This is a genomic window from Janthinobacterium sp. GW822-FHT07A03 (assembly GCF_058798815.1).
The window spans coordinates 104,371-129,965 of record NZ_JBXAKW010000001.1; the positions used below are offsets into that span (position 1 = coordinate 104,371).

At 62.9% G+C, this 25,595-nt stretch carries 24 protein-coding genes; 10 read left to right on the forward strand and 14 right to left on the reverse strand.

The genetic code is table 11. The features are described from left to right. Positions 1–121 precede the first annotated feature (121 nt). Positions 122–487, reverse strand: coding sequence for a flagellar protein FlaG (locus AC1RJW_RS00505; RefSeq protein ID WP_493042571.1), 366 nt, complete (start codon positions 485–487; stop codon positions 122–124). Positions 488–571: 84 nt separating this feature from the next. Further along, positions 572–2,056 carry a flagellin N-terminal helical domain-containing protein gene (locus AC1RJW_RS00510; RefSeq protein WP_493042573.1) on the reverse strand — a complete coding sequence of 495 codons (1,485 nt, stop codon included), beginning with the start codon at positions 2,054–2,056 and terminating at the stop codon, positions 572–574. Positions 2,057–2,495: 439 nt separating this feature from the next. Here AC1RJW_RS00510 and AC1RJW_RS00515 point away from each other — a divergent pair, with 439 nt between their 5' ends. The 3 genes from AC1RJW_RS00515 to AC1RJW_RS00525 are packed head-to-tail and all read left to right on the forward strand — an operon-like array spanning position 2,496 to position 6,663. Next, complete coding sequence (locus tag AC1RJW_RS00515; RefSeq protein ID WP_493042574.1) at positions 2,496–4,517, forward strand: O-linked N-acetylglucosamine transferase, SPINDLY family protein; 2,022 nt, start codon at positions 2,496–2,498, stop codon at positions 4,515–4,517. Beyond that, entirely contained in the window at positions 4,514–5,455 is a 942-nt protein-coding gene (locus AC1RJW_RS00520) for a UDP-glucuronic acid decarboxylase family protein (RefSeq protein WP_493042576.1), read from the forward strand. The genes AC1RJW_RS00515 and AC1RJW_RS00520 overlap by 4 nt, the downstream gene beginning before the upstream one ends. Next, positions 5,452–6,663, forward strand: a complete 1,212-nt coding sequence (locus AC1RJW_RS00525) for a class I SAM-dependent methyltransferase (protein ID WP_493042578.1) — start codon at positions 5,452–5,454, stop codon at positions 6,661–6,663. The genes AC1RJW_RS00520 and AC1RJW_RS00525 overlap by 4 nt, the downstream gene beginning before the upstream one ends. A gap of 87 nt (positions 6,664–6,750) precedes the next feature. Here AC1RJW_RS00525 and AC1RJW_RS00530 read toward each other — a convergent pair whose 3' ends face one another. The 4 genes from AC1RJW_RS00530 to AC1RJW_RS00545 form a co-directional block, all read right to left on the reverse strand. After that, positions 6,751–8,322 carry a GGDEF domain-containing protein gene (locus AC1RJW_RS00530; RefSeq protein ID WP_493044189.1) on the reverse strand — a complete coding sequence of 524 codons (1,572 nt, stop codon included), beginning with the start codon at positions 8,320–8,322 and terminating at the stop codon, positions 6,751–6,753. A gap of 201 nt (positions 8,323–8,523) precedes the next feature. Further along, positions 8,524–9,171, reverse strand: coding sequence for a response regulator (locus AC1RJW_RS00535; RefSeq protein ID WP_034753998.1), 648 nt, complete (start codon positions 9,169–9,171; stop codon positions 8,524–8,526). A gap of 52 nt (positions 9,172–9,223) precedes the next feature. Continuing rightward, positions 9,224–10,714, reverse strand: a complete 1,491-nt coding sequence (locus tag AC1RJW_RS00540) for a sensor histidine kinase (protein WP_493042582.1) — start codon at positions 10,712–10,714, stop codon at positions 9,224–9,226. 17 nt (positions 10,715–10,731) lie between these two features. Beyond that, a complete protein-coding gene (locus AC1RJW_RS00545) occupies positions 10,732–11,319 on the reverse strand; it encodes a hypothetical protein (protein WP_099408922.1) in 588 nt (195 codons plus the stop codon). A gap of 115 nt (positions 11,320–11,434) precedes the next feature. Here AC1RJW_RS00545 and greB point away from each other — a divergent pair, with 115 nt between their 5' ends. Next, a complete protein-coding gene (greB, locus tag AC1RJW_RS00550; protein WP_493042584.1) occupies positions 11,435–12,001 on the forward strand; it encodes a transcription elongation factor GreB in 567 nt (188 codons plus the stop codon). 56 nt (positions 12,002–12,057) lie between these two features. Here greB and AC1RJW_RS00555 read toward each other — a convergent pair whose 3' ends face one another. The 3 genes from AC1RJW_RS00555 to gmk all read right to left on the reverse strand — a co-directional run bounded on the left by AC1RJW_RS00555 (position 12,058) and on the right by gmk (position 15,317). Then, the gene (locus AC1RJW_RS00555; RefSeq protein ID WP_493042586.1) at positions 12,058–14,340 is read right to left on the reverse strand and encodes a RelA/SpoT family protein; all 2,283 of its coding nucleotides are present in this window, start codon (positions 14,338–14,340) and stop codon (positions 12,058–12,060) included. 82 nt (positions 14,341–14,422) lie between these two features. Beyond that, positions 14,423–14,626, reverse strand: coding sequence for a DNA-directed RNA polymerase subunit omega (rpoZ, locus tag AC1RJW_RS00560; RefSeq protein ID WP_010400723.1), 204 nt, complete (start codon positions 14,624–14,626; stop codon positions 14,423–14,425). A 52-nt stretch (positions 14,627–14,678) separates the two neighbouring features. Next, complete coding sequence (gene gmk, locus AC1RJW_RS00565) at positions 14,679–15,317, reverse strand: guanylate kinase (RefSeq protein WP_077407781.1); 639 nt, start codon at positions 15,315–15,317, stop codon at positions 14,679–14,681. 198 nt (positions 15,318–15,515) lie between these two features. Between gmk and AC1RJW_RS00570 the strand changes: the two genes are divergently transcribed. After that, a complete protein-coding gene (locus AC1RJW_RS00570) occupies positions 15,516–15,926 on the forward strand; it encodes a DoxX family protein (protein ID WP_493042589.1) in 411 nt (136 codons plus the stop codon). 15 nt (positions 15,927–15,941) lie between these two features. Here AC1RJW_RS00570 and AC1RJW_RS00575 read toward each other — a convergent pair whose 3' ends face one another. Together AC1RJW_RS00575 and AC1RJW_RS00580 are read right to left on the reverse strand one after the other, a co-directional pair. After that, entirely contained in the window at positions 15,942–16,268 is a 327-nt protein-coding gene (locus AC1RJW_RS00575; RefSeq protein ID WP_493042591.1) for a hypothetical protein, read from the reverse strand. 3 nt (positions 16,269–16,271) lie between these two features. Then, positions 16,272–17,162 carry a YicC/YloC family endoribonuclease gene (locus tag AC1RJW_RS00580; RefSeq protein ID WP_493042593.1) on the reverse strand — a complete coding sequence of 297 codons (891 nt, stop codon included), beginning with the start codon at positions 17,160–17,162 and terminating at the stop codon, positions 16,272–16,274. Here AC1RJW_RS00580 and AC1RJW_RS00585 point away from each other — a divergent pair. From AC1RJW_RS00585 to hemW, 4 genes are all read left to right on the forward strand, one after another. After that, a complete protein-coding gene (locus AC1RJW_RS00585) occupies positions 17,161–17,352 on the forward strand; it encodes a hypothetical protein (RefSeq protein ID WP_493042595.1) in 192 nt (63 codons plus the stop codon). The genes AC1RJW_RS00580 and AC1RJW_RS00585 overlap by 2 nt on opposite strands. 112 nt (positions 17,353–17,464) lie before the next feature. Further along, positions 17,465–18,193, forward strand: coding sequence for a ribonuclease PH (rph, locus tag AC1RJW_RS00590; protein ID WP_034787067.1), 729 nt, complete (start codon positions 17,465–17,467; stop codon positions 18,191–18,193). A gap of 137 nt (positions 18,194–18,330) precedes the next feature. Next, positions 18,331–18,915: an RdgB/HAM1 family non-canonical purine NTP pyrophosphatase gene (rdgB, locus tag AC1RJW_RS00595; RefSeq protein ID WP_493042598.1), complete on the forward strand. Its 585-nt coding sequence runs from the start codon at positions 18,331–18,333 to the stop codon at positions 18,913–18,915. Further along, positions 18,912–20,186: a radical SAM family heme chaperone HemW gene (gene hemW, locus AC1RJW_RS00600; protein WP_493042600.1), complete on the forward strand. Its 1,275-nt coding sequence runs from the start codon at positions 18,912–18,914 to the stop codon at positions 20,184–20,186. The genes rdgB and hemW overlap by 4 nt, the downstream gene beginning before the upstream one ends. Here the strand turns inward: hemW and AC1RJW_RS00605 are convergent. The 3 genes from AC1RJW_RS00605 to AC1RJW_RS00615 form a co-directional block, all read right to left on the reverse strand. Beyond that, complete coding sequence (locus AC1RJW_RS00605; RefSeq protein ID WP_493042602.1) at positions 20,183–21,322, reverse strand: tetratricopeptide repeat protein; 1,140 nt, start codon at positions 21,320–21,322, stop codon at positions 20,183–20,185. The two genes, hemW and AC1RJW_RS00605, sit on opposite strands and share 4 nt — an antisense overlap. 213 nt (positions 21,323–21,535) lie before the next feature. Further along, positions 21,536–23,284 (reverse strand): methyl-accepting chemotaxis protein, encoded by a 1,749-nt coding sequence (locus AC1RJW_RS00610; protein ID WP_493042603.1) that lies wholly within the window; start codon positions 23,282–23,284, stop codon positions 21,536–21,538. A 122-nt stretch (positions 23,285–23,406) separates the two neighbouring features. Continuing rightward, positions 23,407–24,480, reverse strand: a complete 1,074-nt coding sequence (locus AC1RJW_RS00615; RefSeq protein WP_493042605.1) for a patatin-like phospholipase family protein — start codon at positions 24,478–24,480, stop codon at positions 23,407–23,409. Positions 24,481–24,684: 204 nt separating this feature from the next. Between AC1RJW_RS00615 and AC1RJW_RS00620 the strand changes: the two genes are divergently transcribed. Beyond that, positions 24,685–25,551, forward strand: coding sequence for a hypothetical protein (locus tag AC1RJW_RS00620; protein WP_493042607.1), 867 nt, complete (start codon positions 24,685–24,687; stop codon positions 25,549–25,551). Positions 25,552–25,595: the final 44 nt, after the last annotated feature.

A 25,595-nucleotide genomic window follows, 5' to 3' on the forward strand; every position in this document is an offset into this window, starting at 1 on the left:
GTGCAGGGAGAGTGTTTTTTTGATAATAAAAATGCGGGGTCCGACAGGCTGGCTGGCGGACCCCGGTGTCGTGCGGATGCATGGCGATACATGGCAGCGCGTACGGATAGAGTCTCATCCGTCAGGCACTCTGGCTGATCAGGGAGCCTGTGGCTGTCGCAAAGGTCTTGGCCAGCGCCAGGGCTTCCTTGGTGGGGATTTGCCGCAAGACTTCCTTGGTTTCCTGGTCAATCACCTTGACCACCGTGCGTCGGCTGTCTTCGTCGACGGAAAATTCCAGGCCCTGGGTCTTGATTTGCGATGACTGATTCAGTTCCGATACTGCCTGGTCCAATTGCGCCCGGCTGGGTTCCTGGTCATTCTGCTGCGCTGTCACGGTGCCAGTGGTGCTGCGGGATGCTGCGGCACGCGCAGGCGCGCTGTCTGCCGGGGTGTAACTCTTGTCGATGCGGCTAGCCGAGGCGGCCGCTATCGTGTCAATAGTCATGGTGCTCTCCTAGTGAAAATTCCCCTGCCGAAAAAATCCGGCAGGGGAATCTGAGTCTGGCGATGTTACGAGACTAATCGAAGATTAGCCGCGCAGCAGGCTCAGCACGCCGTTAGGCAGCGAGTTCGCTTGCGCCAGCATCGCAGTACCTGCTTGTTGCAGGATCTGGCCGCGCGTCAGGCTGGCCGTTTCTGCAGCGAAGTCGGTATCGACGATGCGGCTGCGCGAAGCGGACAGGTTTTCCGTCGTCGATTGCAGGTTCGAAATGGCCGAGGAGAAGCGCGATTGCAAAGCACCGTACTGGGCGCGTTGGCTGTTGACGGTCGACAGTGCCGCATCGGTGATCTTCAGGGCAAGTTGCGCACCCGCAAACGTCGTGACGTCCAGCGATGCAACGGATTTCAACGTCGAACCGGCATTCGTGGTTGCCGCAGCTGCTGCACCCAGACCCAGGCCGGAACCCGCATCGGTCACGGAGAAGCTGCTGTCCGAATCGAACGTCACGCTGCCGTTGGCGATGGCAACACCAGCTGCTGCCTTGGTGTCGGCGGCTGCCGAGGTCGTGCCATCCAGATTGTAGGTTTTGACGTCCAGCTTGGTGGCGGTCGTGGCGCCATTGGTCACCTGGATGTCGGAACCATTTGCATTGCTCAGTTTGATGCCTGGATTTTTGGCGTCAAAACTTGCCGTGATCCCCGTTTTGGCGGTTTGTGCATTGATTGCGTTGATACCTGCGGCAAAGTCGGCGGCTTGGTTGGCGGCGCCGGTGACGGTGAACGACACAGTCACAGCGTCAGCAGCTGCAGAATTATCGCCATTCAATTTGAACGAGTACGATTCCGCGGCCAGGCCCAGGTTGGCTTCGGTTTTTGCGTTGGCAGTGACGCCGGTGGTTGCCGTTTTGGCATTCAATGCGGCAGCGATCGATTTGGCTGTATCGCCTGCGACGGTGGTGTACTTGTCCGTACCCAGCTTGCCGTTGATGGTGATATCTTTGGCTGCAACGACATTGGTGCTGGTTTGCTTGGCTGCGACGGCGTTGTTTTCAACGCGGTTATTGCCATAGGTATTGGTCAGGAAGTTCGCGCCGCTGGCGGAAATCAACTGGTTGGCATCGGCGCCGACCTGGAAGTTGGCCGTACCCATGGTGCCATCGAGCAGTGCCTGGCCGTTGAACGAGGTGGTCGTGGCGATACGGTTCAGTTCCGAGTTCAGTTGCGTGACCTCGGTTTGCAGCGCTTGGCGATCGCTCGACGAGTTGGTCGAGTTTGACGATTGTACAGCCAGCTCGCGGATGCGTTGCAGGATGTCGCCCGAGCTCGACAGTGCGCCCTCGGCCGTTTGAGCCAGCGAGACGCCGTCGTTGGCATTGCGGGTTGCTTGGGTCATACCGCGGATTTGCGACGTCATACGGTCGGAAATCGCCAGACCAGCAGCGTCATCCTTGGCGCTGTTAATACGCAGGCCGGAGGACAGGCGTTGCAGCGAGGTGCTCAGCGCCGATTGCGAGGTCGACAGGTTGCGTTGCGAATTCAGGGACGAGATGTTGGTGTTAATTACTGCAGCCATGATAATTCTCCAGACAGGTATTGCATTGCGCTAAGTGCTTTTCACGTTGGTCTGCTTCTCTACTTTGAAGCAATCAAACCGTCGTTGTAATGTTTATCGGAACGTGGCCGCAAAAGTTGATAGGAAAAAACATTCTTTATTTTATTTTTTCACTCTTATTTTTTGTTTTTCGTCTCCGCTAAGCGGCGCATTATTGAGAAACTTGAGGGGGAAATAAAATTATTTTTCGGCAGTGGCATGTCGGTGTGCCTGGCATTTTGCATATACGTTGGCGTTTGCCGCCCTCAGGCCAGCCGCAGCAAGTGCATAAGCTGTTAAGATCGTTGTCACCATGCAAGATCGTCATCAGCAAGCGTTATTGATTGCGATAAACATGTCTGTCACTGCGTCACTTGATGCAAGAATGTAGCAAGATTTCCTATTTATTGACAATATGACTATGTATCCGGAAGCCGCTGAAGCGGCGCGCCTGCCTGCTGCAGACAAGATCGGGCGGGCTGTGCATGAAGCCATGTGTGTCGCTAACGCCCATGTGCGAGATGCGCAGTTTGCTGAGGCCGAACAGTTATATCGGGCCGTGCTGCAATTGCAGCCGGCTCAACCCGATGCCAACCGCCAGCTTGGCTTGCTGGCCTTGCGTCACGGCGACGCTGTCGCCAGCCTTCCCTTTTTTGCCGTTGCGCTGGAAGCCCGTCCCGAACATCCAGCAAGCTGGCTCGACTATATAGAAGCGTTGATACTTGCTGGTGATCAGGCGTTGGCCGGGCAGGTGCTCGCGCTTGGGCGCCAACATGGCCTCGATAACATCTGGGCTGACCAACTGCAACGCAAACTTGATGGTATTGAGGTGGTATCGACCATCGCCCCACAAAAGCCCGCGGAGGGCGAAGAGGACGCGCAGCAGACGCAGGAGCAACTGATTGCCCTGTTCGAACAGGGGCGGTATGCGGAAGCCGAGCAACAGGCGCGGCGGCTAACCACGCAGCAGCCTCGCAACGGCGATGCATGGAAGCTGCTGGGCGCCATCCTGTTACAGTTGCGTCGGGCGCGCGAAGCCTTGCCCTGTATGCAAAAGGCCGCCCGCTATCTCCCGCGTGATCCAAGCGTGCAGCACAATCTGGCGGTGATCTTGCAGGAGCTGGGGAATATGGCTGCAGCTGAGTCTGCATGCCGCAATGCCATGACCCTGGATCCTGGGTATTTGCGTGCCCACAGTAACCTGCTATTAATGCAAAATTACTATGCGCGTGCTACCCCGGCCAAGCGTTTTTCTGATGCTTTGCGTTTTGGCAAGGCCGCCAGCGCGAAGGCCAATGCGCCATTTACGCGCTGGTCCTGCAGCAGCCAACCGCGTCGCCTGCGCATTGGCATGGTATCCGGTGATTTGAGCGATCATCCGGTCGCGCATTTCCTGGAGGCCTTGCTGGCCCAGCTTGATCATGCGCGCGTGGAATTGATTGCCTATCCTACCGTTGTGCAAGTCGATGCCGTGACGGCGCGGCTGGTGCCGTATTTTGCCGCATGGCGGCCCATCGCCGGCATGGATGACGGTGCGGCGGCGCAGCTGATTGAAAACGATGGGGTGCACGTGTTGTTCGATCTGGCTGGCCACACGGGCAACAACGGCTTGCCCTTGTTCGCCTGGCGGCCGGCTCCCGTCCAGGTGAGCTGGCTTGGCTATTTTGCGACGACGGGCATGCAGGAGATGGATTATTTACTGGCCGATGCCCATGTCGCACCAGTTACTGAATCACAACAATTTGTCGAGCAGTTATGGCGCATGCCGGACAGTTACCTGTGCTTCACGGCACCGCGCTTTGATGTCGACGTGACGCCGCTGCCAGCCTTGGACAGGGGCTATGTGACGTTTGCCTGTTTCAATAATCTCGCTAAAATGAACGATGCGGTGGTCGGCGTCTGGTCGCGCATCTTGCGGGCGGTGCCTCAGTCCCGCTTGTTTCTCAAGACAAAGCAGCTCGATGACGCAGCCCTACGGACGCGGACCGTGGCGCGCTTCGCTGCCCATGGCGTCGATGCATCGCGCCTGCGTCTGGAAGGTACGGGCCTGCGTAAGCAGATGCTGGAATCCTACCAGCAGGCAGATATCGTGCTTGATCCGTTTCCCTATCCAGGCGGCACCACCAGCATGGAGGCGCTGTGGATGGGCTTGCCTATTGTCACCCTGCGCGGCAGCCATTTCCTTTCGCACCTGGGGGAATCTATCCTGCACAATGTCGGTTTGCCAGATTGGATCGCCAGCGACGAAGACGCTTATGTGGCGCTTGCCTGCCGTTTTGCGGCCGATCCGGCCGCCATGGCAGCGCTGCGTATTGGGCTGCGCCAGCAGGCACTGGCCTCACCGCTGTTTGATGCCCCTCGCTTTGCGCGGCATTTTGAGGATGCGGTGTGGGGCATGTGGCGGGCCCGGATGACGGTGATCGATAATGCAGGAGAGCAATGATGCCCCGTACCACCCTGATTACCGGCGGTGCCGGCTTCCTCGGTTCGCACCTGTGCGACCGCATGATCGCCGATGGCCATGACGTGCTATGCGTGGATAATTTCTATACGGGCAGCAAGGACAATATCCGCCACCTGCTGGGCCACAAGCGTTTCGAACTGCTGCGCCACGACGTCTGGCTGCCCCTGTACGTGGAGGTGGACCGCATCTACAACCTGGCTTGCCCGGCCAGCCCAGTGCATTACCAGAACGATCCCAGTTCGACCACCAAGACTTCGGTGCTGGGCGCCATCAACATGCTGGGTCTGGCCAAGCGCAAGCGCGCGCGCATCCTGCAGGCGTCCACCTCGGAAGTGTATGGCGACCCGCAGGTGCATCCGCAACGCGAAGACTATTGGGGCCATGTCAACCCGATCGGCCCGCGCGCCTGTTACGATGAGGGCAAGCGCTGCGCCGAAACCCTGTTTTTCGATTACCACCGCCAGTCGGCCGTGGATATTCGCGTCGTGCGCATCTTTAATACCTATGGCCCGCGCATGCATCCGAACGATGGCCGTGTGGTCAGCAATTTCATCGTGCAGGCGCTGCGCGGCGAGCCGATCACCCTGTACGGCGATGGCCAGCAGACGCGCTCGTTCTGCTATGTCGACGACTTGATCGAGGGCATGGTGCGCATGATGAACCAGACGCAGGAAATCGGTCCCATGAACCTGGGCAATCCTGCCGAATTCACGATCCGCGAACTGGCCGAGCTGGTGCTGCGCCTGACGGAATCGAAAAGCGAGCTGGTCTTCCGTCCCCTGCCGGCTGACGACCCCGTGCGCCGCCAGCCCGACATTACCAAGGCACGCGCCGGCCTGGAATGGGAGCCGACGGTGAGCTTGCATGATGGCTTGAAAGAAACCATCGCCTACTTCAAGAAAGTGATCTTTGCATGAAACAGCAATTGCTCCCGGCCGTGTGCCCGGTCTGCGCCCACACGGTGGCGGCGGCGTTTTTCGATGGTGGCCAGCAAGCCCTGGCCACTCTGGGCTGGCCAGCCAGCGCGGCCGACGCGCAGGCGATGGTCGTGCAACCGCATGATTTCGTGCAATGCCCGCAGTGCACGCACGTGTGGAACCGCGCGTTTTCCTATGACGCCATTCCCTACCAAGACAATCCCAACCGCATGTTCAACAAAGGCGGCATCTGGAAAGGCCACCTGGCCGACACGCGCGACGTGTTGTTGGCCAAGTTGCCGGCCTCGCCCACGGTGATCGACATCGGTTGCGGCGAAGGCCATTTCGTGCGCGCGCTGGCCGATGCCCGCAGCGAGCAGGGGCGTTTCATCGGTTTCGATCCGAATGCCACGCCGGAAACAGGCCGCGGCGTGGAGTTTCAAGCGCGCTATTTCCAGCCGTTGCAGGATGTGCCCGAATTCGCGCCCGATGCGCTGGTGATCCGCCACGTGCTGGAACACCTGACCGATCCCGCTTCGCTGGTCGAGCAGATGGCGTGGGCCGCGGCGCGCTCGGACAAGCCAATCTGGCTGTTTGCCGAAGTGCCGTGCATCGACCGTGTCTTCGCCACGGGCCGGCTGGCCGATTTCTTCTATGAACACATGTCGCATTTCACGACGGAATCGTTCCGTACCTTGATGCAGCGCGCAGGTGAGGTGGTGCAGCTGGCGCATGGCTATGACGGCGAAGTCGTGTATGCGCTGGTGCGCCTGCAGGTCCCGAAGGCGCTGCGCGACCAGGCGCGCCACAGCAATGCGTTCGCCGTTGCCGCCCAGCGCAGCCGCAAGACTATTGCCGCCCAGCTCGATTCCCTGGCCGCCAGTGGCCAGCGCGTGGCCATCTGGGGCGGCACGGGCAAGGCCGCCGCCTTCATGCACCAGTTTGGTGCCGATGCGCAGCGCTTCCCGCTGGTGGTCGACTCCGACCCGGACAAGGCCGGCACTTTCGTGCCTGGCCTGGGCCAGGAAATCGTCTACCGCGACGTGCTGAAAACAGCGCCCGTCGACGTGGTAATCATCCCCACGCAGTGGCGCGCGCGCGATATCGCCGCGGAAATGGCGCGCGAGGGCATCATCGCCAAGTCCATCCTGATCGAGCACGAAGGCGGCTTGATCGATTTCTTTGCCGACGAGCATCCTTACCGCTGATTTTCAGCCAGGCGCCGAGGTAGCGCTGGAATGAAAAATGCCGCTCGATGAGCGGCATTTTTATTGGCGGCTGCCGTGAGAGGTGGCTCAGTCAGCCACCACCACGCGGTTCTTTCCCGTCTGCTTGGCCTGGTACATGGCGCGGTCGGCGCGCTTGACCAGCTCGGCCTGGTCTTCGTTGGGCAGGCGCAGGGCCACGCCGGCGGAAAAGGTGATCAAGACTTTTTCGTTGTCGTGTAGGAAGAAATGCCGGGTCAGCTCGCGCTGCAGCCGCGTCATCGTCGATGATGCCGCCTCGACCGTGGTTTCCGGCAGCAGGATGAGGAATTCCTCGCCGCCGAAGCGGGCGATGACGTCCATCGAGCGCAGGGTTTCCTTGACGATCTTCACCAGGTGTTTCAGCGCCGCATCGCCGGCCAGGTGGCCATAGGTGTCGTTCAGGCGCTTGAAATCGTCGAGGTCCAGCATGGCGATGCACAGCGGCGTGCCGCGGCGGTCCGAGCGGGCCGTCTCGCGCTCGAACACATCGTCCAGGCCACGCCGGTTCAGGCTGCCCGTCAGCTGGTCTTCCCGCACCAGCTCGCTCATATGCTGGAGCTTCGCTTCCAGCGTGTGGATGCGCTGTTCCGCGTCCTGCACTTCCTGGCGCGCCAGCACCATCTTGTCGCGTGCGCGCAAGGCCTCGTTCTGCACCATGCGCGTTTCGCGCAAGACTTCGTCGAGAACGCTGTTCAATTCGCTGATATTTTCCGCCTGGCTGATCTTTTCAGAATAGCCGCCGATCTTTTCGTGGAAGTCGCCCGTGCTGGCCGCCACTTGTCCCAGGCGGTCGATGAAGGTCATCATCATGTTTTTGACGGTCAGCTTGACGTCGGACAAACTGTGCTTGAGCTGGCTTTGCTTGTAGATGACTTCCTTCAGGCTGCGCGTGGCGTCTTCCAGCGCGCGCTGGTCGAGCGGGCCGGCGATCAGGTTCTGCACGGCGTCGACCTGGCCGCGCAGCCAGCTGTCGTCGTCCAGCAGTTGGCTGACGTTGTCGAGAAGCAACTTGAACAGGCGCAGCAGCAATTCCTGCTGCTCGGCCGTGTCGCCGCTTTTCAGTTCGATCTGGTAGCACAGCTGCTTCAGGCGCAGGGCCGCTTCGTTCAGCGCTTCTTCCGTATGCGCCTGCTTGATGGCCGCGCCCAGGGACTCTGCCTCTTCCACCAGCGCGGGCGTGCCCGTCAGCAAGGTGGCGACGGCAAAACCGAGGGTTCGGCTGAGCAATTCACGCAGGGTACGCGTCTGTTCGCCGTCCGGCAGGGGCGGCAATTCGATGCCGCCGCCTTTCTTGACCTGTTTATCGGCCAGTTGCGCCAGGGTACGCGCATAGCTGTCCCAGTCGCGCGCTTTCAGGGCGCGCTGGAAACGCCGGCCAAAGTCACCCAGTTCGCCCGCCGATTCGCTCATCTTGGCGGCGAATTGCGTCAGGACGTTTTCCGCGCCGCTCTCCGTGGGGGCGCTGGCGGCCAGCACGGCAGCCGGCGCGGCAGGGCTGTCCGCTGCTTCGCTGATGCCCGCGATTTCATTGTAGATGTCGCGGTAGGCGCTCGGCGTCGGGGCGATGCGGCGCGTGGCCAGGCGGCGAAACGCTTCGCGGGCGATATCGGCCGGGTTCATCGCCGCAGCGGCGGCGGTATTCGTGGCGCCAGCGGGAGCGCCTGCTGGTGAAGATGGCAATTTACTGGACATGTAGGCACAGCCTTTTCAGATATTTCTCATTATCCTCATGATATGCGAGTTGGCAAAGAACTTATTGTGCGAGAAGCAAGGAGAAGTCCTGCCAATTCGCCCGATGCCAGCGGGCATGCCGCTTTGCCGTCAATCGACCAGCTGGTTGCGGATGGCGTAATGCGTCAGTTCGGCGCTGTTCTTGAGTTTCATCTTGACCAGCAAACGGGCGCGGTATTCGCTGACGGTTTTCACGGACAATTTGAGCTCTTCGGCAATGGCGCCCACCGCCTTGCCCGAGGCAATCATGACCAGGGTCTGGTATTCGCGGTCCGACAAGGTGTCGTGCAAGGCCGTTTCGTGGTCTTCGCCCACCGTGTTGGCCAGTTCCTGCGCCAGCGAGGCGCTGATGTATTTCAAGCCCTGCGCCACCTGGCGGATGGCCGTGACCAGTTCGCGCGGCGCACTTTGTTTCGTCAGGTAGCCGGCCGCGCCCGCCTTGAGCGAACGGATGGCGTACTGGTCTTCGCGGTGCATGGAGAGCATCAGCACGGCCAGTTCCGGCTTTTCCTTCTTGATCTGCTTGAGCACCTCGATGCCGCTGCGGTCGGGCAGGGAGATGTCGAGCAGCAACACCTGGCATTTCGAGCCGCGGAACAGTTTGATGGCGTCGTGGCCATTTTCAGCCTCGCCGGCGACGATGATGTCCTTCGTGTCGGCGAGGATTTGCTTCAAGCCTTCGCGCACGATCGCGTGATCGTCGGCGATGAATACCCGGATGGTGGCTTTTTCTTTCATGACTGCGTTGTTTCCTATCTGAATCCCTGCGCCCTGCGGCGGCCCTGTGGCCCTACGGCGATCCGCTTTGCGCTGGTGCGCTGGCTGCAGCCGCTATTATCGCCTCTCGCGGCGTGGTCAGCCGGATTTTTATGCTCAGGATGGTGCCGCCGTCCGGCCCGTCCATCAGGCTCAGGCTGCCGCCCAGCGCGCTGGCCCGTTCGGCCATGCCGCGGATGCCGAACGATTGCGGCTTGGCGCGGTCGGACAGGCGCATGCCGACGCCATTGTCGGCGATTGACAGGCTGATATGCTGGCGCTGCCGGGCCAGGCGCACGCTGACCTTGCTCGCCTGCGCATGCTTGGCGATATTCGTCAGCGCCTCCTGGGCGATGCGGAACAGGCTGGTCGCCTGGTCCAGTTCCAGTTCGATATGCTGGCGGTTGGAAATGAACTGGCACTCGATACCGGCCTGGCGCGCGAATTCCTTGACTTGCCAGTCCAGCGCGGCGACCAGGCCCAGGTCCAGCATGGACGGGCGCAAGTCCAGCGAAATGCGGTGCACGGCGTCGATGCTGCGGTCGACCAGGGCATCGACATAATCGGCCTTTTCCTGCAACTGCGGGTCGTCCGGCGGCAGGCGGCGCGCCAGCATGGCCAGCGCCATCTTGATCGCCGTCAAATTGCCGCCCAGGTCATCGTGCAGTTCGCGCGCCAGGCGCGTGCGTTCATGTTCCTTGACCTTGTCGATATGCGCCGTCAGCTCGGCCAGGCGGGCGCGCGACTGGCGCACTTCGATCTGTTCCAGCCGGCTTTCCGTGATATTCGTCATGATGCCTTCCCACTGCACCGTGCCGTCGGCCAGCGCGCGCGGCGTGGAACGCAGGTTGATCCATTTGACGTCCTTCCAGGCATCGATCCAGATCCGGCCTTCCCAGTTCCAGCTCCACAAGGCGTTTTTTGAGGCCTGCATCGATTCCAGATACGAGGCCCGGTCGTCGGCCAGGATCAACTGGTAAAACAGTTCCGGGCGCGCGTGCAGCTGTGCCGGGCTCAGGCCCAGCAGGGCCTGGCAGCCGTCGCTCAGGTAGGCAAAGGAGGCCCGTCCATCCGCATGCAGGCAGAACTGGTACACGAGGCCCGGCGTATTCGAGACGATGGCGTTGAAGCGCGATTGCACCTGGGCCAGGGCGGCGGCCGTCGCCTGCGGCGTGCGCAAGTCTTCACCCTCGGCCAGCAGCAGGGCGCGCCCCTGGCGCTGGGCGCGCGACAGGTGCAGGCTGAGTGAATACAGGCTGCCGTCGCGGCGGCGTTGCTGCACGTGCAGCCGGGCTTGCGCGCCGATGCCGTCGTCCAGGGTGGCCAGCACGGCGGCCAGCTGCGGCGCGTCGAGCTGCGGCGCCAGGGTGAAGGGCGTCATCGCCAGCAATTCCTTGCGCGCATACTGCAAGTTGTCGCAGGCGGCATCGTTGGCGTCCAGCAATTGCAAGCTGGCCGCGTCGTACAGGTAGATTTCCGGCGCCGCCGCGCGCAGGGCGGGGGCCAGCCGGGGAGTGTCGTGCATGGAGTTGCCTTTCTTCATCAGCGGCGGGCGCGCCAGAAGGCGGCAAAGCGGCGCAGCACCCTGGCTGGGCGGGAATTATGGCGCCCTGGCGTGCCCTTGCGCAAGCGCTGCCACCAGGCGCGGCGGGCGCGGCCCAGCGCGGCCGACAGGCGGCTGACACGGCGCCACGGGCGCGTGGCGCGCAGGCGGGCGATCCAGCGGTCCTTGGTTTCCATGAACAGGCCATGCCAGCGCGCAAACCACGGCAAACTGAGCAGGGTCGGGCGCGTCAGGCTGTACAGGCGGGCGACGGCGGCCGCGCCGCCCAGCTTGGCGATGACGATCACGCCGATGCCGGAAAACGCATGGCCGCGCGCGATCGCCAGCAGGGCCAGCAGTTTGACGGGGAACAAGAGCACGGCCGGCAGCACGAAGATGGCCAGCGCCCAGTACGGCGGCAGGCGCTTGATCCACGCTTCCAGCGCATGCAGGGGCGGAAATTGCGATACCACCTGCATGATGCGCGCGCCCGTCGCCCACAGCCATTCCTCGATCAGCAGGCAGATGGCGGCCAGGTAGACCAGCGGCGCGAACAGCCAGCGCCTGACTCTGTAGAATTTTTTCATCCGTCTCCGTGTGCGGCGCAGGTTTGCCGCGATTGCCACGATGATACGTCAAAAAAGCCCGCCTGCCCCCGCATCCGGTGTGCCCGTGGCTCCCTGGCGGGGCTACAATAGGCGGATGAATAAAGCCTTTGTAAAAGAATCCGACAACGACGACGATGAAGAAGCGGCCGCGCTGGCGCTGGCCATTCCCGCTGGCGCCAAGAACTACATCACGCCGGCCGGCTACCAGCGCATCAAGGAAGAGCTGCTGCAGCTGATCGACGTCGACCGTCCGGAAGTGGTGCGCATCGTCCATTGGGCGGCGTCGAATGGCGACCGCTCGGAAAATGGCGACTATATCTACGGCAAGCGGCGCTTGCGCGAAATCGACCGCCGCATCCGCTTCCTGACGAAACGCATGGACCTGGCCGCCATCGTTGACCCCAGCGTGCACCATGGCAACGACCAGGTGTTCTTCGGCGCCACGGTTACCTACCGCACCAGCGACGGCGAAACGCACACCATCACCATCGTTGGCATCGACGAATTCGATCCCCTGAACGGCAAGATCAGCTGGGTCTCGCCCATGGCCCGCACCATCACCAAGGCGCGCGAGGGCGATTTGATCACCCTCAACACGCCGCAGGGCGAGCAGGAACTGGAATTGCTGGAAGTGACGTATCCGGCGCCGGGGGAAACTTGAGCTGATGCTCGCGGCATAAAAAAACGGCTGGGCAGAGAATCTGGCCAGCCGTTTTTTTAATTGCGCTCCCGAAGTATTCGGTTGACCCCGGCGACGCGGCGCACATTGCGCAGCAGGGCGGCCAGGTGGACGCGGTCCTTCACCTGCACGGTGAAGCGCAGCTGGTCGAGCACGTTGTCCTTGTCTTCGTCCATGCCGACATAGATGATGTTGGCGTCCGATTCGCCGATTTCGGCCGCGACGCGGGCCAGGATACCCCGTTCGCTGTTGATCAGCACCTTGATGCGGCAGTCGAAGCGGCGGTTCAGTTCGGTTCCCCAGCGCACGGCGATCCAGCGGTCCGGTTCCTTGGCGCGCTGGCGTTTCGCTTGCGAGCAGTCGCTCGTGTGCACCAGCAAGCCCTGGTCGCGGCGCAGCTGGCCGATGATCTGGTCGCCCGGAATCGGCAGGCAGCATGGCGCCAGTTGCACGGAGACGCCTTCGCTGCCGCAGATGGTGACGGGGTCGAGCTCGCTGCCGCTGTTGTGTTCCACGGGCATGCTGGCCGCTTCGCCGCCGATCAGGCCGAAGATGTGGCGCGCCACCAGGGTGGCCATGCGCTTGCCGATGCCGATGTCCGCGTACAGCTCGTCCATGGAATTGGCGCTCGATTCGTTGAGCAGGCGCTCGACCAGCGGCGCTTGCAGGTCGGCGTCGATGTTCAGGGTGTGCAGCGCCTGCGACAGCAGTTGCTGGCCCAGGGCGATCGATTCGGGCAGGTTGATCGTGCGCAAATGGTGGCGGATGGCCGAGCGGGCCTTGCCGGTGCGCACGAACGACAGCCACGTGGGGCTGGGGCGCGACGAGGAATCGGTGATGATTTCGACGATGTCGCCATTGTGCAGCTCGGTGCGCAAGGGCGAGGTTTCGTTGTTGATTTTCACCGCCACGGTCTGGTCGCCGATGCCCGTGTGGATCGAATAGGCGAAGTCGATGGCCGTGGCGCCGCGCGGCAGGGCGATGATCTTCGACTTCGGCGTAAACACGTAGACGGAATCGGGGAACAGGTCGACCTTGACGTGTTCGAGGAATTCGGCCGAGTCGCCCGTCTGCTGCTGGATGTCGAGCAGGGATTGCAGCCAGGCATGCGTGCGCTGCTGCAGGTCGGACGGGTTCGATTCGCCGCTCTTGTACAGCCAGTGCGCCGCCACGCCCGATTCGGCCGTGCGGTGCATTTCCTGCGTGCGGATCTGGAATTCGACGGGCGTGCCGTACGGGCCGATGACGGTCGTGTGCAGCGACTGGTAGCCGTTCAGCTTGCGGATCGCGATGTAATCCTTGAACTTGCCCGGCATGGGCTTGTACAGGCTGTGCAGGGTACCCAGGGTCACGTAACAGTCGGCAAAGCTGCCCACCACCACGCGGAAGCCGTACACGTCCAGAACTTGTGAAAACGACAAGTGTTTGCTGCGCATCTTTTTATAGATGTCGTACAGGGTCTTTTCGCGGCCCGTGACGTCGGCCTCGAGTTCGGCCATGGAGAGGGTGCTTTTCACCGCTTCCATGATCTTGTTGACCACTTCGCGCCGGTTGCCGCGCGCCGCCTTGACGGCTTTCGCCAGGGTGCGGTAGCGCATCGGATACAGGTGCGAGAATGACAGGTCCTGCAGCTCGTGGTAGATGTTGTTCAGGCCGAGGCGGTGCGCGATCGGCACGTACACTTCCATGGTCTCGCTGGCGATGCGGCGTTTTTTCGCCGCCGTCATGAAGTCCAGCGTGCGCATATTGTGCAGGCGGTCAGCCAGCTTGATCAGGATCACGCGCACGTCGGAGGCCATGGCCAGCAGCATCTTGCGGAAGTTTTCCGCCTGCGCTTCGATCTGGCTCTGGAATTCGATCTTTTCCAGCTTCGACAGGCCGTCGACCAGGTGCGCCACGGGCGCGCCGAAGCGCTCGATCAATTCTTCCTTCTTGACGTCCTGGTCTTCCATGACGTCGTGCAGCAGGGCAGCCATGATGGCTTGCGCGTCGAGCTTCCAGTCGGCGCAGATTTCCGCGACGGCGATCGGATGCGAGATATACGGCTCGCCCGAGCGGCGCATCTGGCCCAAGTGCATTTCGTCGGAGAAGCGGTAGGCTTCCTTGACTTTTTTCAGGTCGGCGGGAGACAGGTATTCGGCCAGCTTGTCGGCCAGGTGGCTGACGGAAGCCACGCCCAGGGCGGGTGCCGGCGGTGTGGCGGAGGCGATCCCAGCGGACGTGCCGATGCCGGGCGCGGAAGCGCCCTGCGGTTTTGCCGCCTGGCGCGGGGCCAGGGGCGGCAGTGCTGCGGAAGTCGTGTCGGCTGGGGTCAGACTCATAAAACGTCGCGTTGCTTCACAGTGTGAATAAAGGATACGGTAGAACCAGGGGTCAGCACTGTTCCGGCACGCGGGTTCCCACTTACATCGGGACCTTTTTCAGCATTTCGATGCCGACTTTACCGGCAGCGATTTCGCGCAGTGCGACAACGGTAGGCTTGTCCTTGGCTTCCACCTTAGGGGTGTGGCCTTGCAACAACTGACGTGCGCGATAGGTCGCAGCCAGGGTCAGCTGGAAACGGTTAGGGATCTGCTTCAGGCAATCTTCGATTGTGATACGGGCCATGGTAACTCCTAAAATTTTTGCGTGGTGCTGTGTGAACTGGCGTGCAGGCTGATTACTCTGCGTGCAGGCCCAGCTGGGCGAATAGCGATGCGTTGCGGGCCGCTTGTTGCGCAAACCGGCAACGGGCCGCTCTCACGATCGCGCTCAGTTCGGACAAAGCGACCGTAAACTCTTCATTGATAATAACATACTCGAACTCGGGAGCGTGTGCGATTTCGCCGCCGGCCGCCAGCAGGCGGCGCGTGATCACGTGCGGCTCGTCCTGGCCGCGCTTGTTCAAGCGTTCTTCCAGTGCATCGATCGATGGCGGCAGGATGAAAATGCCGGCCGCGCGGGGAAATTGCTTGCGCACCTGGCGCGCGCCCTGCCAGTCGATTTCCAGCAGGATGTCGGTGCCGGCCAGCATTTGCTGTTCCACCATGATGCGCGAGGTGCCGTAGTAATTGCCATGCACTTCCGCCCATTCCAGGAATTCACCCTGGTCGGCGCGCGCGACAAAGTCTTCCGCGGTCGTGAAATAGTACTCGCGGCCATGCTGCTCGCCCGGGCGGGGCGCGCGCGTGGTGGTCGAGATCGACAATTTGATGCCGGGTTCTTGCGCCAGCAATGCATTGACCAGTGTCGATTTGCCGGCGCCCGATGGCGCGGCGACCACGAACAGGCTGCCGGAGAAGGCGGTAGGGTGGCTCATGCGGATCTTTCCATTTGCGTGTGATGGCGGCGTGTGCGCTTGCATGGGCGCCGCCCAATTCGGTATTTTACCAAGAGGCAAGGCGGCGAGCCAGCCCCGCGATGCGCCTGGCCGCCGCGCCTGCGCATATTTTGCTTGTTATCCTGAAGAAATAGTTATCTAATTTAGAATATTTTTCTTTATCGACAGGATGCGCGCATGAAAAATTTCCCGTTTCTCAGTATTGCCCAGGCCATGCTGTTGCTGCGCGTGGCCATCGCCGTGATGTTCATGGCGCACGCCATCACGCGCATCGCCAACGGCACCATTCCCCGTTTTGCCGGTTTCCTGGAAGACAAGGGATTCATCTACGGCCTGGCCGTGGTGTGGGCGATTACCGCCGTCGAGATCGTTTGCGGCAGTTTGCTCATCGCCGGCAAATACATGCGCTGGGCGGCGGCCGGCCTGATGGTGATCTGCCTTGGCGGCATCGTTATCGTGCATGCGGCCAAGGGCTGGTTCGTGGGCGAGCATGGCGCCGGCGGCGTGGAGTACAGCATCGTGCTGTTTGTCGCCTGCGTCGTCATCGCCGCCAGCGACAGGGCGCGCACCGGAGCGCGTCTGGCGTAAGTTGCGTGCCCTGTCTCAGCGGGGCAGCCGGCCCAGGGCGATTTCGCCGCTATTGAGCACGATGGCCCGGCCATTCACATCGGTGCAGTCGCGGTTGCTGATGCGCACGACGACGCTGTCGACCGAGACTTCTGCGCCCAGGTTGCTGCGCGAGCAGATGCGGTAGGAGGCGGCGTCGGCGCCCGTGTAGATGGCAGCGCCGCGTTCCTTGAGGGCGAAGCACCCGGAGGCGCATCCTTCGACCGCATATGGCGACGGCTGCTGCACGGGTTGCGCTTGCACGCCTGCTGCCAGCAGCGCCAGGGTCACGCTGGCGAGTGTCCGGATGCGTGGTGCGGTCATGGCTTACTCCAGGTTCTGCACCTGTTCGCGCATCTGCTCGATCAGCAGCTTCAAGTCCATCGAGGCGTCGGCCAGCTCCTTGACGGAGGCCTTGGCGCCCAGCGTATTGGCTTCGCGGTTGAGTTCCTGCATCATGAAGTCGAGGCGCTTGCCCACTTGGCCGCCCTTGGTGAGAATGTGACGCGTTTCGCTCAGGTGGGCCGACAGGCGCGCCAGTTCTTCCGATACATCGATGCGGATGCCGTACAAGATCACTTCCTGGCGGATGCGTTCCATGGCGTCCTGGCGCGACAGGGCCGAATTCGAGCCCTGGCTGGCCAGGCCCAGCGCATCCTGCATGCGTTCGATGGCTTTTTGCTGGAAGGCCGCCACCACTTGCGGAATCAAGGGCGTGATGCGCTTGACGATGGCTTCCATCGCTTCGATGCGCGACACCAGCACCGCTTCGAGCGCGGCGCCTTCGCGCTTGCGGCTGTCGACGAAGGCGGCCACGGTGCGCTTGGTCAGCGCGCCCACATCCGCCTGCAGGGACTCCTGTCCCACTTGCGCTTCTTCGATGACGCCAGGCCAGCGCAGCAGTTCGGCCACCGTCATGACGGGGGCGGAGACAAAATGCTGGCCCACTTCGTTTTGCAGGCGTGCCAGTTCGGCCAGCAGGGGCACGTTCAGCGCCTGTGTGCCGTTTGTGGCGGCCTTGCGGCCAAAGCTCAGGCGTACCTCGACTTTGCCGCGCGTGATGGCGGACATGACGGCAGCGCGCAAGTCAGGCTCCAGAGCCCGCAGATCGTCGTTGATCCGGAATTGCAGGTCGAGAAAGCGTGAGTTGACGCTCTTGATTTCAATTGTCAGTGTGCCTGCAGCACCTTCGCTGGTGGCAACCGCGTAGCCTGTCATGCTTGAAATGCTCAAAGGATTCCCCGATTTGATCTTGTATACAGTCACTTATACACTTAATCAGCCAGCGCAGGCAATACCGCCCGCGCCGCAAAACAGGACCGAAGTGCCCGATGGCCTGAAAATTGCTGAATTGTGTGCGTTTTACGGCATTGTAAAGAAAATTGTGTTTGGCGGGGCAGGATTGTAGGGATCATGTGTGCACCGCCCGCCATTGCGTCCTGCGCTGTTGCATGACTGCAAATGGACTGGCGCGCGGTGGTAGAATCGCTGCCGCAACCCCAATCACACAGGACATCCCCATGACATTCGAATCCCGCCCGAGCGGCCGCGCCGTCGATGCGCTGCGCGCCATCCGCATCACCCGCCAGTACACCAAGCATGCCGAAGGCTCGGTGCTGATCGAGTGCGGCGACACCAAGGTCATCTGCACCGCCAGCATCGAAGACAAGGTGCCGGGTTTCCTGAAGGGCAAGGGCCAGGGCTGGTTGACGGCCGAGTACGGCATGCTGCCGCGCTCGACGCACACGCGCATGGACCGCGAAGCGGCGCGCGGCAAGCAGTCGGGCCGCACGCAGGAAATCCAGCGCCTGATCGGCCGCTCGCTGCGCGCCGCCTTCGATTTGCAGGCGTTCGGCGAGCGCACCCTGCACCTCGATTGCGACGTCATCCAGGCCGACGGCGGCACGCGCACGGCCTCGATCACGGGCGCCATGGTGGCCGCATATGATGCGTTTTCCCAGCTGCAGGCACGCGGCGCGATCGCCGCCATCCCCGTGAAAAGCTTCGTCGCCGCCATCTCGGTGGGCGTCTATCAGGGCATGCCGGTGCTGGACCTGGACTATGTGGAAGACTCGGGCTGCGACACGGACATGAACGTGGTGATGACGGAGGCGGGCCATTTCATCGAAGTGCAGGGCACGGCCGAAGGCGCCGCTTTCGACCGCGCCGGCATGAACCGCCTGCTGGACCTGGCGCAGGGCGGCATCGCCGACCTGATTGCCCTGCAAAAGCAAGCTCTCGGCATTTAATCTTTACACAGATTTACATGTCATTGCCCGCCGTGCCGGGCAAAAAACCCACATTTGCCGCTTCTTGCGGCAGCGGCGGGGCGAGGTGAGGGGGCGCAAAAGGTTTACAATGTCGGCACTTCAACCGGATTACTGACATGACCCAACGCCTCATCCTCGCCTCCAACAATGCCGGCAAGCTCAAGGAATTCAACGAGCTGCTCTCGACCATCGGTTTTTCCGTCCACGCCCAGGGCGAGTACGATGTGCCTGAAAGCGACGAACCGTTCCATACCTTCGTTGAAAACGCCCTGCAAAAGGCGCGCCACGCATCTCGCCTGACGGGCTTGCCGGCGCTGGCCGACGATTCCGGCGTGTGCGTCAATGCGCTGGGCGGCGCGCCTGGCGTGTATTCGGCCCGCTATGCGGGCGAGCCGAAGTCGGACGCGGCCAACAGCGCCAAGCTGATCGCCGACCTCGAGGCGCATGCCGACAAGTCCGCGTATTACTACTGCGTGCTGGTATATGTGCGCCATGCGGACGACCCGCAGCCGGTGATCGCCGACGGCCGCTGGAATGGCGAAATGGTCCCGGCGCCACGCGGCAACGGCGGCTTTGGCTACGACCCGCATTTCTTCATTCCCGCGCTGGGCAAGTGCGCGGCCGAACTGACGTCCGACGAAAAGAACGCGCTGTCGCACCGCGGCCAGGCCCTGCGCGCGCTGGTGGAAAAGCTGCGATGATCCCGATCAAACTGGTGGGCGCCGTTGCCAAGTCCGCAGCCAAGCCCGGAGCCGCCCCCGCGCCGCAGGAAGGCCTTTCCGGCGCGGCAGGGGCGGCGCTGAAGTACCTGCAGCCGGGCGCGCTGAACCTGACGGCGCTGCCGCCGCTGTCGCTGTACATCCATTTCCCGTGGTGCGTGAAAAAATGCCCGTATTGCGACTTCAATTCGCACGAGGTGCGCGGCGACTTGCCGGAAGCCGAATACCTGGCGGCCCTGCGGCTGGACCTGGAAATGGCGCTGCCGCTGATCTGGGGCCGCAAGATCCACACCATCTTCATCGGCGGCGGCACGCCCAGCCTGATGTCGGCGGCGGGGCTGGACCGGCTGATGTCGGACGTGCGCACCCTGCTGCCATTGGAGCCCGATTGCGAAATCACCATGGAAGCCAATCCGGGCACCTTTGAAACGGAAAAATTCAAGTCTTACCGGGCCAGCGGCATCAACCGCCTGTCGATCGGCATCCAGAGCTTCAATGGCCGCCATCTGCAGGCGCTGGGGCGCATCCATGACGACAGCGAAGCGCGTCGCGCGGTGGACATCGCGCACGCCAACTTCGACAATTTCAACCTCGACCTGATGTACGCGCTGCCCACGCAAACCCTGGCAGAGGCGCAGCAGGACCTGGCCACGGCGCTGTCGTTCGCGCCGCCGCACCTGTCGCTGTACCACCTGACGCTCGAACCGAACACCCTGTTCGCCAAGTATCCGCCCGTGCTGCCGGACGACGACGAGAGCGCCGACATTGCCGACATGGTTGCCGCGCGCGCCGCGCAGGCGGGCTACGGCCGCTACGAAGTGTCGGCGTATGCGCAGCCGGGCCGCCAGGCCAGGCACAACCGCAATTACTGGGAATTCGGCGACTATCTCGGTATCGGCGCGGGCGCGCATTCGAAGATATCGTTCCCGCACCGCGTGCTGCGCCAGGCCCGCTACAAGCAGCCGCGCGCCTACATGGACGCGGTACTGGCCGGTAACCCGGTGCAGGAAGAGCGCGAGCTGGCGCGCGAGGAAATGGGTTTCGAGTTCATGCTCAATACCCTGCGCCTGACGCAGGGCTTTGCGCCCAACCTGTTCGCCGAGCGCACGGGCGTGCCCCTCAACGCCATCGAGCAGCCGCTGAATGCGGCCGAAGCGAAAGGCCTGTTGTACCGCGACCATCAAGTTATCCGCCCGACGGAACGGGGCTTGTGCTTCCTGAACGACCTGCAGCAGATGTTCCTGGAAGATTAATGGGTGATGGCGCGCAGGCGCTGCAGCTTGGCCGCATAGACAGTGTGGTCGCCCCGCGTGGTGCTGTTGTTCATCGCCAGTTCCAGCTGCTTGCCGGCCTGCTCCAGCTGGCCCAGGCGCGCATAGGCTTGCGCCAGCCAGAAATGGAATTCGTGGTAATACGGGTCGCGCGCTATTTCACGTGAAAACAGCTGTATCGCCTGCACGTAATCGTTGCGCTGCATGGCCGCCTTGCCCAGGTTGAAGTAGTGGAAGGGCGGCTGCGGCTGCAGCGCCAGCAGGCGCCGGCGCAGCGGCAGCGCTTCATCCGGCAGGCCGGACGCTTCCAGCGCCTGCGCCAGGTTCGACAGCAGCACCGTGTTGTCCGGCGCGCGCATCAGCGCATGCGCGAGCGTGCGCCGCGCTTGCGCCAGGTTGCCATGGCGGAACTGAATCACGCCCAGGGTGTTGTAGGCGCCGCTGAACGAGGGGTCTTGCAGGAGCGCTGCCCGGGCCCACCAGTATGCCTGGTCCAGCTGGCCCTCGCTCATGGTTTCGGCGGCGCGGTTGTTCATGTACATGGCGAGCACGGTCGCTTCACTGATTTCGCGCGTGCGGTAGCCCGCCACGTCGCCGGACGGCAGGAAGTCGATCACCAGCAGGCCCTTGGTATCGTAGCTATTCGGATTTTCGCCCAGGCGCTGGCCCAGTACCAGGTTGACGTGGCCGGCGACAAAATACATGTCGCCGCTGCGGCTCCAGCTTTCTTCGCCCAGCACCTCCTGGTAGCGCACCTGCAAGCCCAATTCATGCGCCAGCGCCGCCGTCATGATCACCAATGACATGCAGTTGCCGCTGCGCGCCTCAAACGTTTCGCGCGCATTGCGGGTCATGGCCGCATCGTATTCGAGTTTCAGTCTGGATTTGTCGTACAGCGCGTCATACAGCGCCAGGCGGGGATTGCCGTTGCGCGCCGCGTGCCGGACTTGCGTCTGCACATACTGACGCATGGCGTCGTCGAGGGCGAAGACCTGGCTGGCGTCGATGGCGACGGCCGGCGCAAAATCGCTGTCGTTGAAAATGGGGGGCAAGCTGGCGGGCGTTGTGGTGGCGCAGGCTGCCAGCGTGGCGCAGAGCAGGGCGGCAAGCAGGCGCATGAGGTGCCGGGCGCAAGCAAAATAGGGGCGCATCATCTCTCCCTGAGGGGCGCCGGCTTTCTTGGCTGCATGGTGGCGCGCCCGTCCCACCTGAAACCAGTATCTGCGCGCCAGCCCCCGCTGTCAAATACTTTCAGCGGCCCGCTGCGGGCGTATCGGCGCCAGCGATCGCGGCGCTTGAAAACGGGCGTAAAACCGGGCGTAAAACCGGGCTTAAAACTCTTCCCAGTCCTGGTCGCCAGCGATGTGCGATGGCGTTTTGTGCGCCGCAGCATCGGCTGCCTTGGGCGCTGCCGGCTTGCTGGCCGTGGCCTTGCTGGCTGCGACCTGGGGCTGACGTGGCGCGAGTTTTTGCGTGGTGGCAATAGCGGCCTTGGCCGGCCGCGCGGTGCGCACCGGCGCCGCCGTGGCCACGTGTTCGAGCTGGAAGCCGGCTGCCACCTGCGCCAGGCGCGCCGCCTGGTCCTGCATGCTTTCGGCCGCGGCCGCCGCTTCTTCCACCAGGGCCGCATTTTGCTGCGTCACCTGGTCCATCTGTGCGATGGCCTGGTTGACCTGGTCGATGCCCATGCTTTGCTCGGCGCTGGCGGCAGTGATCTCGGCCATGATGTCGGTGACCCTGCGCACACTGTCGACCACTTCGCCCATGGTGCTGCCGGCCTGCTGCACCAGCCGCGTGCCGTTGTTGACCTGCTCCACCGAGTCGCCGATCAGGGTCTTGATTTCGCGCGCCGCGGCGGCCGAGCGCTGGGCCAGGCTGCGCACTTCCGTGGCGACGACGGCAAAACCGCGCCCCTGCTCGCCGGCGCGCGCCGCTTCCACGGCCGCATTCAAGGCCAGGATATTCGTCTGGAAGGCGATGCCGTCGATGACGCCGATGATGTCGACGATTTTCGTCGATGCCGTATCGATGGCGCCCATGGTGTCGACCACCTGGCTGACGATGCTGCCGCCCCGTTCGGCCACGCCGGACGCGGCCACCGCCATCTGGTTGGCCTGGCGCGCATTGTCCGCATTCTGCTTCACGGTGCTGGTCAATTCTTCCATCGACGATGCCGTCTCTTCCAGCGAACTGGCCTGCTGTTCCGTGCGCGCCGATAAATCCTGGTTGCCGGCGGCGATTTCGCCCGACGCCGTGGCGATCGCGTTGGTGCCCGTCTGCACTTCCGATACCACTTTGCGCAGCGCCTCGTTCATGCCGTGCAATGCGCGCATCAGGTCGCCGATTTCATCGCTGGCCGCCTTGCCGAAATGCGTGCGCAAGTCGCCGTCGGCCACCGTTTCGGCCACCTTCACGGCGGCCTTCAACGGCTGCGTGATCGAGCGCGTGATCAGCCACGCGCAGGCGCTGCCCAGCGCCACCACCAGCGCGCACAAGGTCAGCAGCAGGGTGAAGCTGCGTTCATTGGCCGCCTCGATCGCTTGCGCCGTGGCGTCGATGGCCTGGCGCTGCTGCGACAGCAGGGCCTTGACGTTGTTCTGGTATTTGGCGGCGGCCGGCGCGAAGCTGTCGCGGTAGGTGCTTTCCGCCTGCGCCGCATTGCCGGCCTTGCGCGCGTTCATCACCAGGGTCTTGGCATCCTGGTACTTGACGCGTTCGGCAATGGACGCCTTGAAAATGCTCTTTTCCTCTTCGGTATCGAGCAGCGCCTCGATTTTCTTCAGCAGTTCGCCGCCCTGTTTCGTGCTGTCGGCGATGGTGTCGGCGAACACGCTGGAGAGGGTTTCATCCGTGCTCCTGGCGATCATCGAGGTGCGCGCGATGGCCGAGTAAATCAATACGTACCAGTCCGATACGAGGCGTTCCTTGGCCAGCGGTTTTTCCATCATTTGCCGCGTTGCTTCGGCATTCACGTGGGCGCTGTACAGCGCGTACGAGGTGGAAATCACGGACAGCAGCAGCACCAGCGCGAAGCCTGCAGCCAGGCGCGTGCCGATACGGAGGTGGGAGAGGGCGTGCATGGTCGGAACTCCTGTCGCAGAGGGGATTTAAATTGCCTGTGCGACATAGTATGCACTGATAAGTGACCAAGAGGCGAGGGAAAAGCGTGCTTGTCTTTGCGCCTGTTGCAGCCACGCCCGTGCTACAGATCGCCCGCCTGGCGCAAGTCCGGCTGCTCCGCCCAGCGGGCGAAGGCGGCCGCCATGCGCTCGCTTTCCGCGATGGCGCGGCGCCAGTCGCGCATGCGTGCCGCGTGGTCCTGGCCGTAGTGGGGGAAGTCGCGCCGGTCCGGCAATTTGCCATTGGGCAGGCTGGCCACGAAGGCGGGCGAGGGCGAGACGAGGATCATATTGTCGAGTGCGCTATCGCCGTTGCGCGCGCGGCGCCAGGGCATGGCCTTGTCCAGCCAGCCGGGCACGATATGGTCGGCAAAATGCGGGTACAGCACCAGGTCCGGTTCGCGCTGGTAGGGCAGGTGCAAATGATAGTCGACCAGGCCGCCGTCCCAGTAGCGCCCGGGCGGCGCGCCGGCGATGTCCGTGACCGCATCGAGTACCAGTGGGATGGAACCGGAGGCCAGCAGCGCGTCGCGCAGGTTGTTCTGCGCCAGCGGCACGAAATGCGAATGAAAGGCATCGAAGCGCGAGCGCAGCCAGCTGGCGCCGTCCGGTCCGGCATGGAATACCGTGCGTTCCAGCGAGGCGGCCAGGCGCGCGCGCGCCACGGCGTTGCCGGCGGCCGCCAGCACGAAGCCGCGCCGGTCGCGCCATTTGCCCGGCTGCGCCAGCGCGCCGATGCCGCGCACGGCCAGCACCGAGAGGCTGTGCTGCGCATGCCGCAGCAGCTGTGCATCCTGGCCATCGAGGACGGCGTCGAGCAGGGCGCGGCACGTGCGGCTCACATGCGCCGCAGCGGGCTTGTCGGGATAGCGCTGGCCCACGTATTCGCGCACCAGGCGGCGCTGCGCGGCCACCGGGTCGGGGAACACGGCGGCGGCCATGCGCCAGGCGCCGATCGAGGCGCCGACGAAGTGGCGCGGGCGCGGCGCCTGCGGCAGGAAGTCGCCGAACAGCCAGCAATCGAGTTGATGCAGGATCAAGCCTTTCGGCCCGCCCGCGGCGGCCGGGACGATGGCGACGTCGAGCGCGCGCAAGCCGTGGTCGGCGATGCGTGCCCGGGCGCGGCGGCCCAGGCGGATGGTGATCGGTGATTGCATGAGTAGTCGCTGGCGGCCTGTAACCAGATATTTTACCGCCAGCGCGGCGTCACGACACAGATGCGCGCGTGATGGCCGCATTGTTAGCATTAATAAATTTCTTTAATGCAACCATTCTCTTGAGAAATGTTGCATAATATTGGACGTTGAATTTTTGGCATGTGCCAAGGATTCCTTATGTCCTGCTTTTTTTATTGGAATCGTATGCAACTGAATCACGCTTTTGTTCTGACCCTGATCGCCGCTTCGCTCGCCGCTTGCGGTGGTGGCGGTTCTTCCTCCCCAGCTGACCCGGTAGTGGCCGTGAATCCGCCCGTGACGCCCGTCCCGCCTGTTACACCTGTTACGCCGCCAGTCGTGCCTGTCACGCCGACTGCCACCGGCGAAAACACGGGCACTGTCAGTGCCCGTTTCGTCAATGGCGACAACAGCCGCTTCGTCTTTACGTCGATCGGCTTGCAGAGTAGTGGCAGGGCCGGCCTGCTGGTACAGGATGCCTCTGGTGCTTTGAGCAATATCGGCAGCATCGTCCTGACGGGCAATCCCGCCGTGACGCGTGAAATCGGCGGCGACGCCAGCTTTGCGCAGGGACGCTGGTTCAAGGGCGCGTTCAGCAATAGCTCCGGCGCCACTACGTTGAGCGGCAACAATGCCAGCGCGCATTATGTCGCTTATAACGTGCTCGCCGCACTGCCAGCAACGGGCACGTTTACCTGCGATGCGGGCACGTTCACGGCGCCAAGCTATACGGGTGGCAGCAGCGTCTCGTCGACCGCTTACTTCGGCACGGCCAGCGGCACGGCCAGCGTGTCGTTCGATGCCTCCGGCGCCAAGGTCGCGCTGTCGATCGATGCCAGCGCCGGCGGCAGCACGGGCAAGGTGAGTGCGTCGACCAGCATGGCGTCGGCGGCGTCGAGCAGCATCACCGGCGGCTACCTGTCGAACGGCACGGGCGCGCAGCTGATGCTGGGCGACGGCGGCGCTGGCCGCTACCTGCTGATCGCGGCTTACAAGGCGCAATTGGCGAATGGCGCCAATTACCAGGGCGTGGCCACCTTCCGCTGCTCTTGATGACGCCTGACGGCACCTGCTGCGCGTCGTGATTTGCGGCCGGC

Coding starts and splice junctions, on each gene's coding strand:
- AC1RJW_RS00505 (WP_493042571.1), bottom strand. CDS start 487: ATGACTATTGACACGATAGCGGCCGCCTCGGCTAGCCGCATCGACAAG.
- AC1RJW_RS00510 (WP_493042573.1), bottom strand. CDS start 2,056: ATGGCTGCAGTAATTAACACCAACATCTCGTCCCTGAATTCGCAACGC.
- AC1RJW_RS00515 (WP_493042574.1), top strand. CDS start 2,496: ATGTATCCGGAAGCCGCTGAAGCGGCGCGCCTGCCTGCTGCAGACAAG.
- AC1RJW_RS00520 (WP_493042576.1), top strand. CDS start 4,514: ATGATGCCCCGTACCACCCTGATTACCGGCGGTGCCGGCTTCCTCGGT.
- AC1RJW_RS00525 (WP_493042578.1), top strand. CDS start 5,452: ATGAAACAGCAATTGCTCCCGGCCGTGTGCCCGGTCTGCGCCCACACG.
- AC1RJW_RS00530 (WP_493044189.1), bottom strand. CDS start 8,322: ATGAACCCGGCCGATATCGCCCGCGAAGCGTTTCGCCGCCTGGCCACG.
- AC1RJW_RS00535 (WP_034753998.1), bottom strand. CDS start 9,171: ATGAAAGAAAAAGCCACCATCCGGGTATTCATCGCCGACGATCACGCG.
- AC1RJW_RS00540 (WP_493042582.1), bottom strand. CDS start 10,714: ATGCACGACACTCCCCGGCTGGCCCCCGCCCTGCGCGCGGCGGCGCCG.
- AC1RJW_RS00545 (WP_099408922.1), bottom strand. CDS start 11,319: ATGAAAAAATTCTACAGAGTCAGGCGCTGGCTGTTCGCGCCGCTGGTC.
- greB (WP_493042584.1), top strand. CDS start 11,435: ATGAATAAAGCCTTTGTAAAAGAATCCGACAACGACGACGATGAAGAA.
- AC1RJW_RS00555 (WP_493042586.1), bottom strand. CDS start 14,340: ATGAGTCTGACCCCAGCCGACACGACTTCCGCAGCACTGCCGCCCCTG.
- rpoZ (WP_010400723.1), bottom strand. CDS start 14,626: ATGGCCCGTATCACAATCGAAGATTGCCTGAAGCAGATCCCTAACCGT.
- gmk (WP_077407781.1), bottom strand. CDS start 15,317: ATGAGCCACCCTACCGCCTTCTCCGGCAGCCTGTTCGTGGTCGCCGCG.
- AC1RJW_RS00570 (WP_493042589.1), top strand. CDS start 15,516: ATGAAAAATTTCCCGTTTCTCAGTATTGCCCAGGCCATGCTGTTGCTG.
- AC1RJW_RS00575 (WP_493042591.1), bottom strand. CDS start 16,268: ATGACCGCACCACGCATCCGGACACTCGCCAGCGTGACCCTGGCGCTG.
- AC1RJW_RS00585 (WP_493042595.1), top strand. CDS start 17,161: ATGCTTGAAATGCTCAAAGGATTCCCCGATTTGATCTTGTATACAGTC.
- AC1RJW_RS00580 (WP_493042593.1), bottom strand. CDS start 17,162: ATGACAGGCTACGCGGTTGCCACCAGCGAAGGTGCTGCAGGCACACTG.
- rph (WP_034787067.1), top strand. CDS start 17,465: ATGACATTCGAATCCCGCCCGAGCGGCCGCGCCGTCGATGCGCTGCGC.
- rdgB (WP_493042598.1), top strand. CDS start 18,331: ATGACCCAACGCCTCATCCTCGCCTCCAACAATGCCGGCAAGCTCAAG.
- hemW (WP_493042600.1), top strand. CDS start 18,912: ATGATCCCGATCAAACTGGTGGGCGCCGTTGCCAAGTCCGCAGCCAAG.
- AC1RJW_RS00605 (WP_493042602.1), bottom strand. CDS start 21,322: ATGCGCCTGCTTGCCGCCCTGCTCTGCGCCACGCTGGCAGCCTGCGCC.
- AC1RJW_RS00610 (WP_493042603.1), bottom strand. CDS start 23,284: ATGCACGCCCTCTCCCACCTCCGTATCGGCACGCGCCTGGCTGCAGGC.
- AC1RJW_RS00615 (WP_493042605.1), bottom strand. CDS start 24,480: ATGCAATCACCGATCACCATCCGCCTGGGCCGCCGCGCCCGGGCACGC.
- AC1RJW_RS00620 (WP_493042607.1), top strand. CDS start 24,685: ATGCAACTGAATCACGCTTTTGTTCTGACCCTGATCGCCGCTTCGCTC.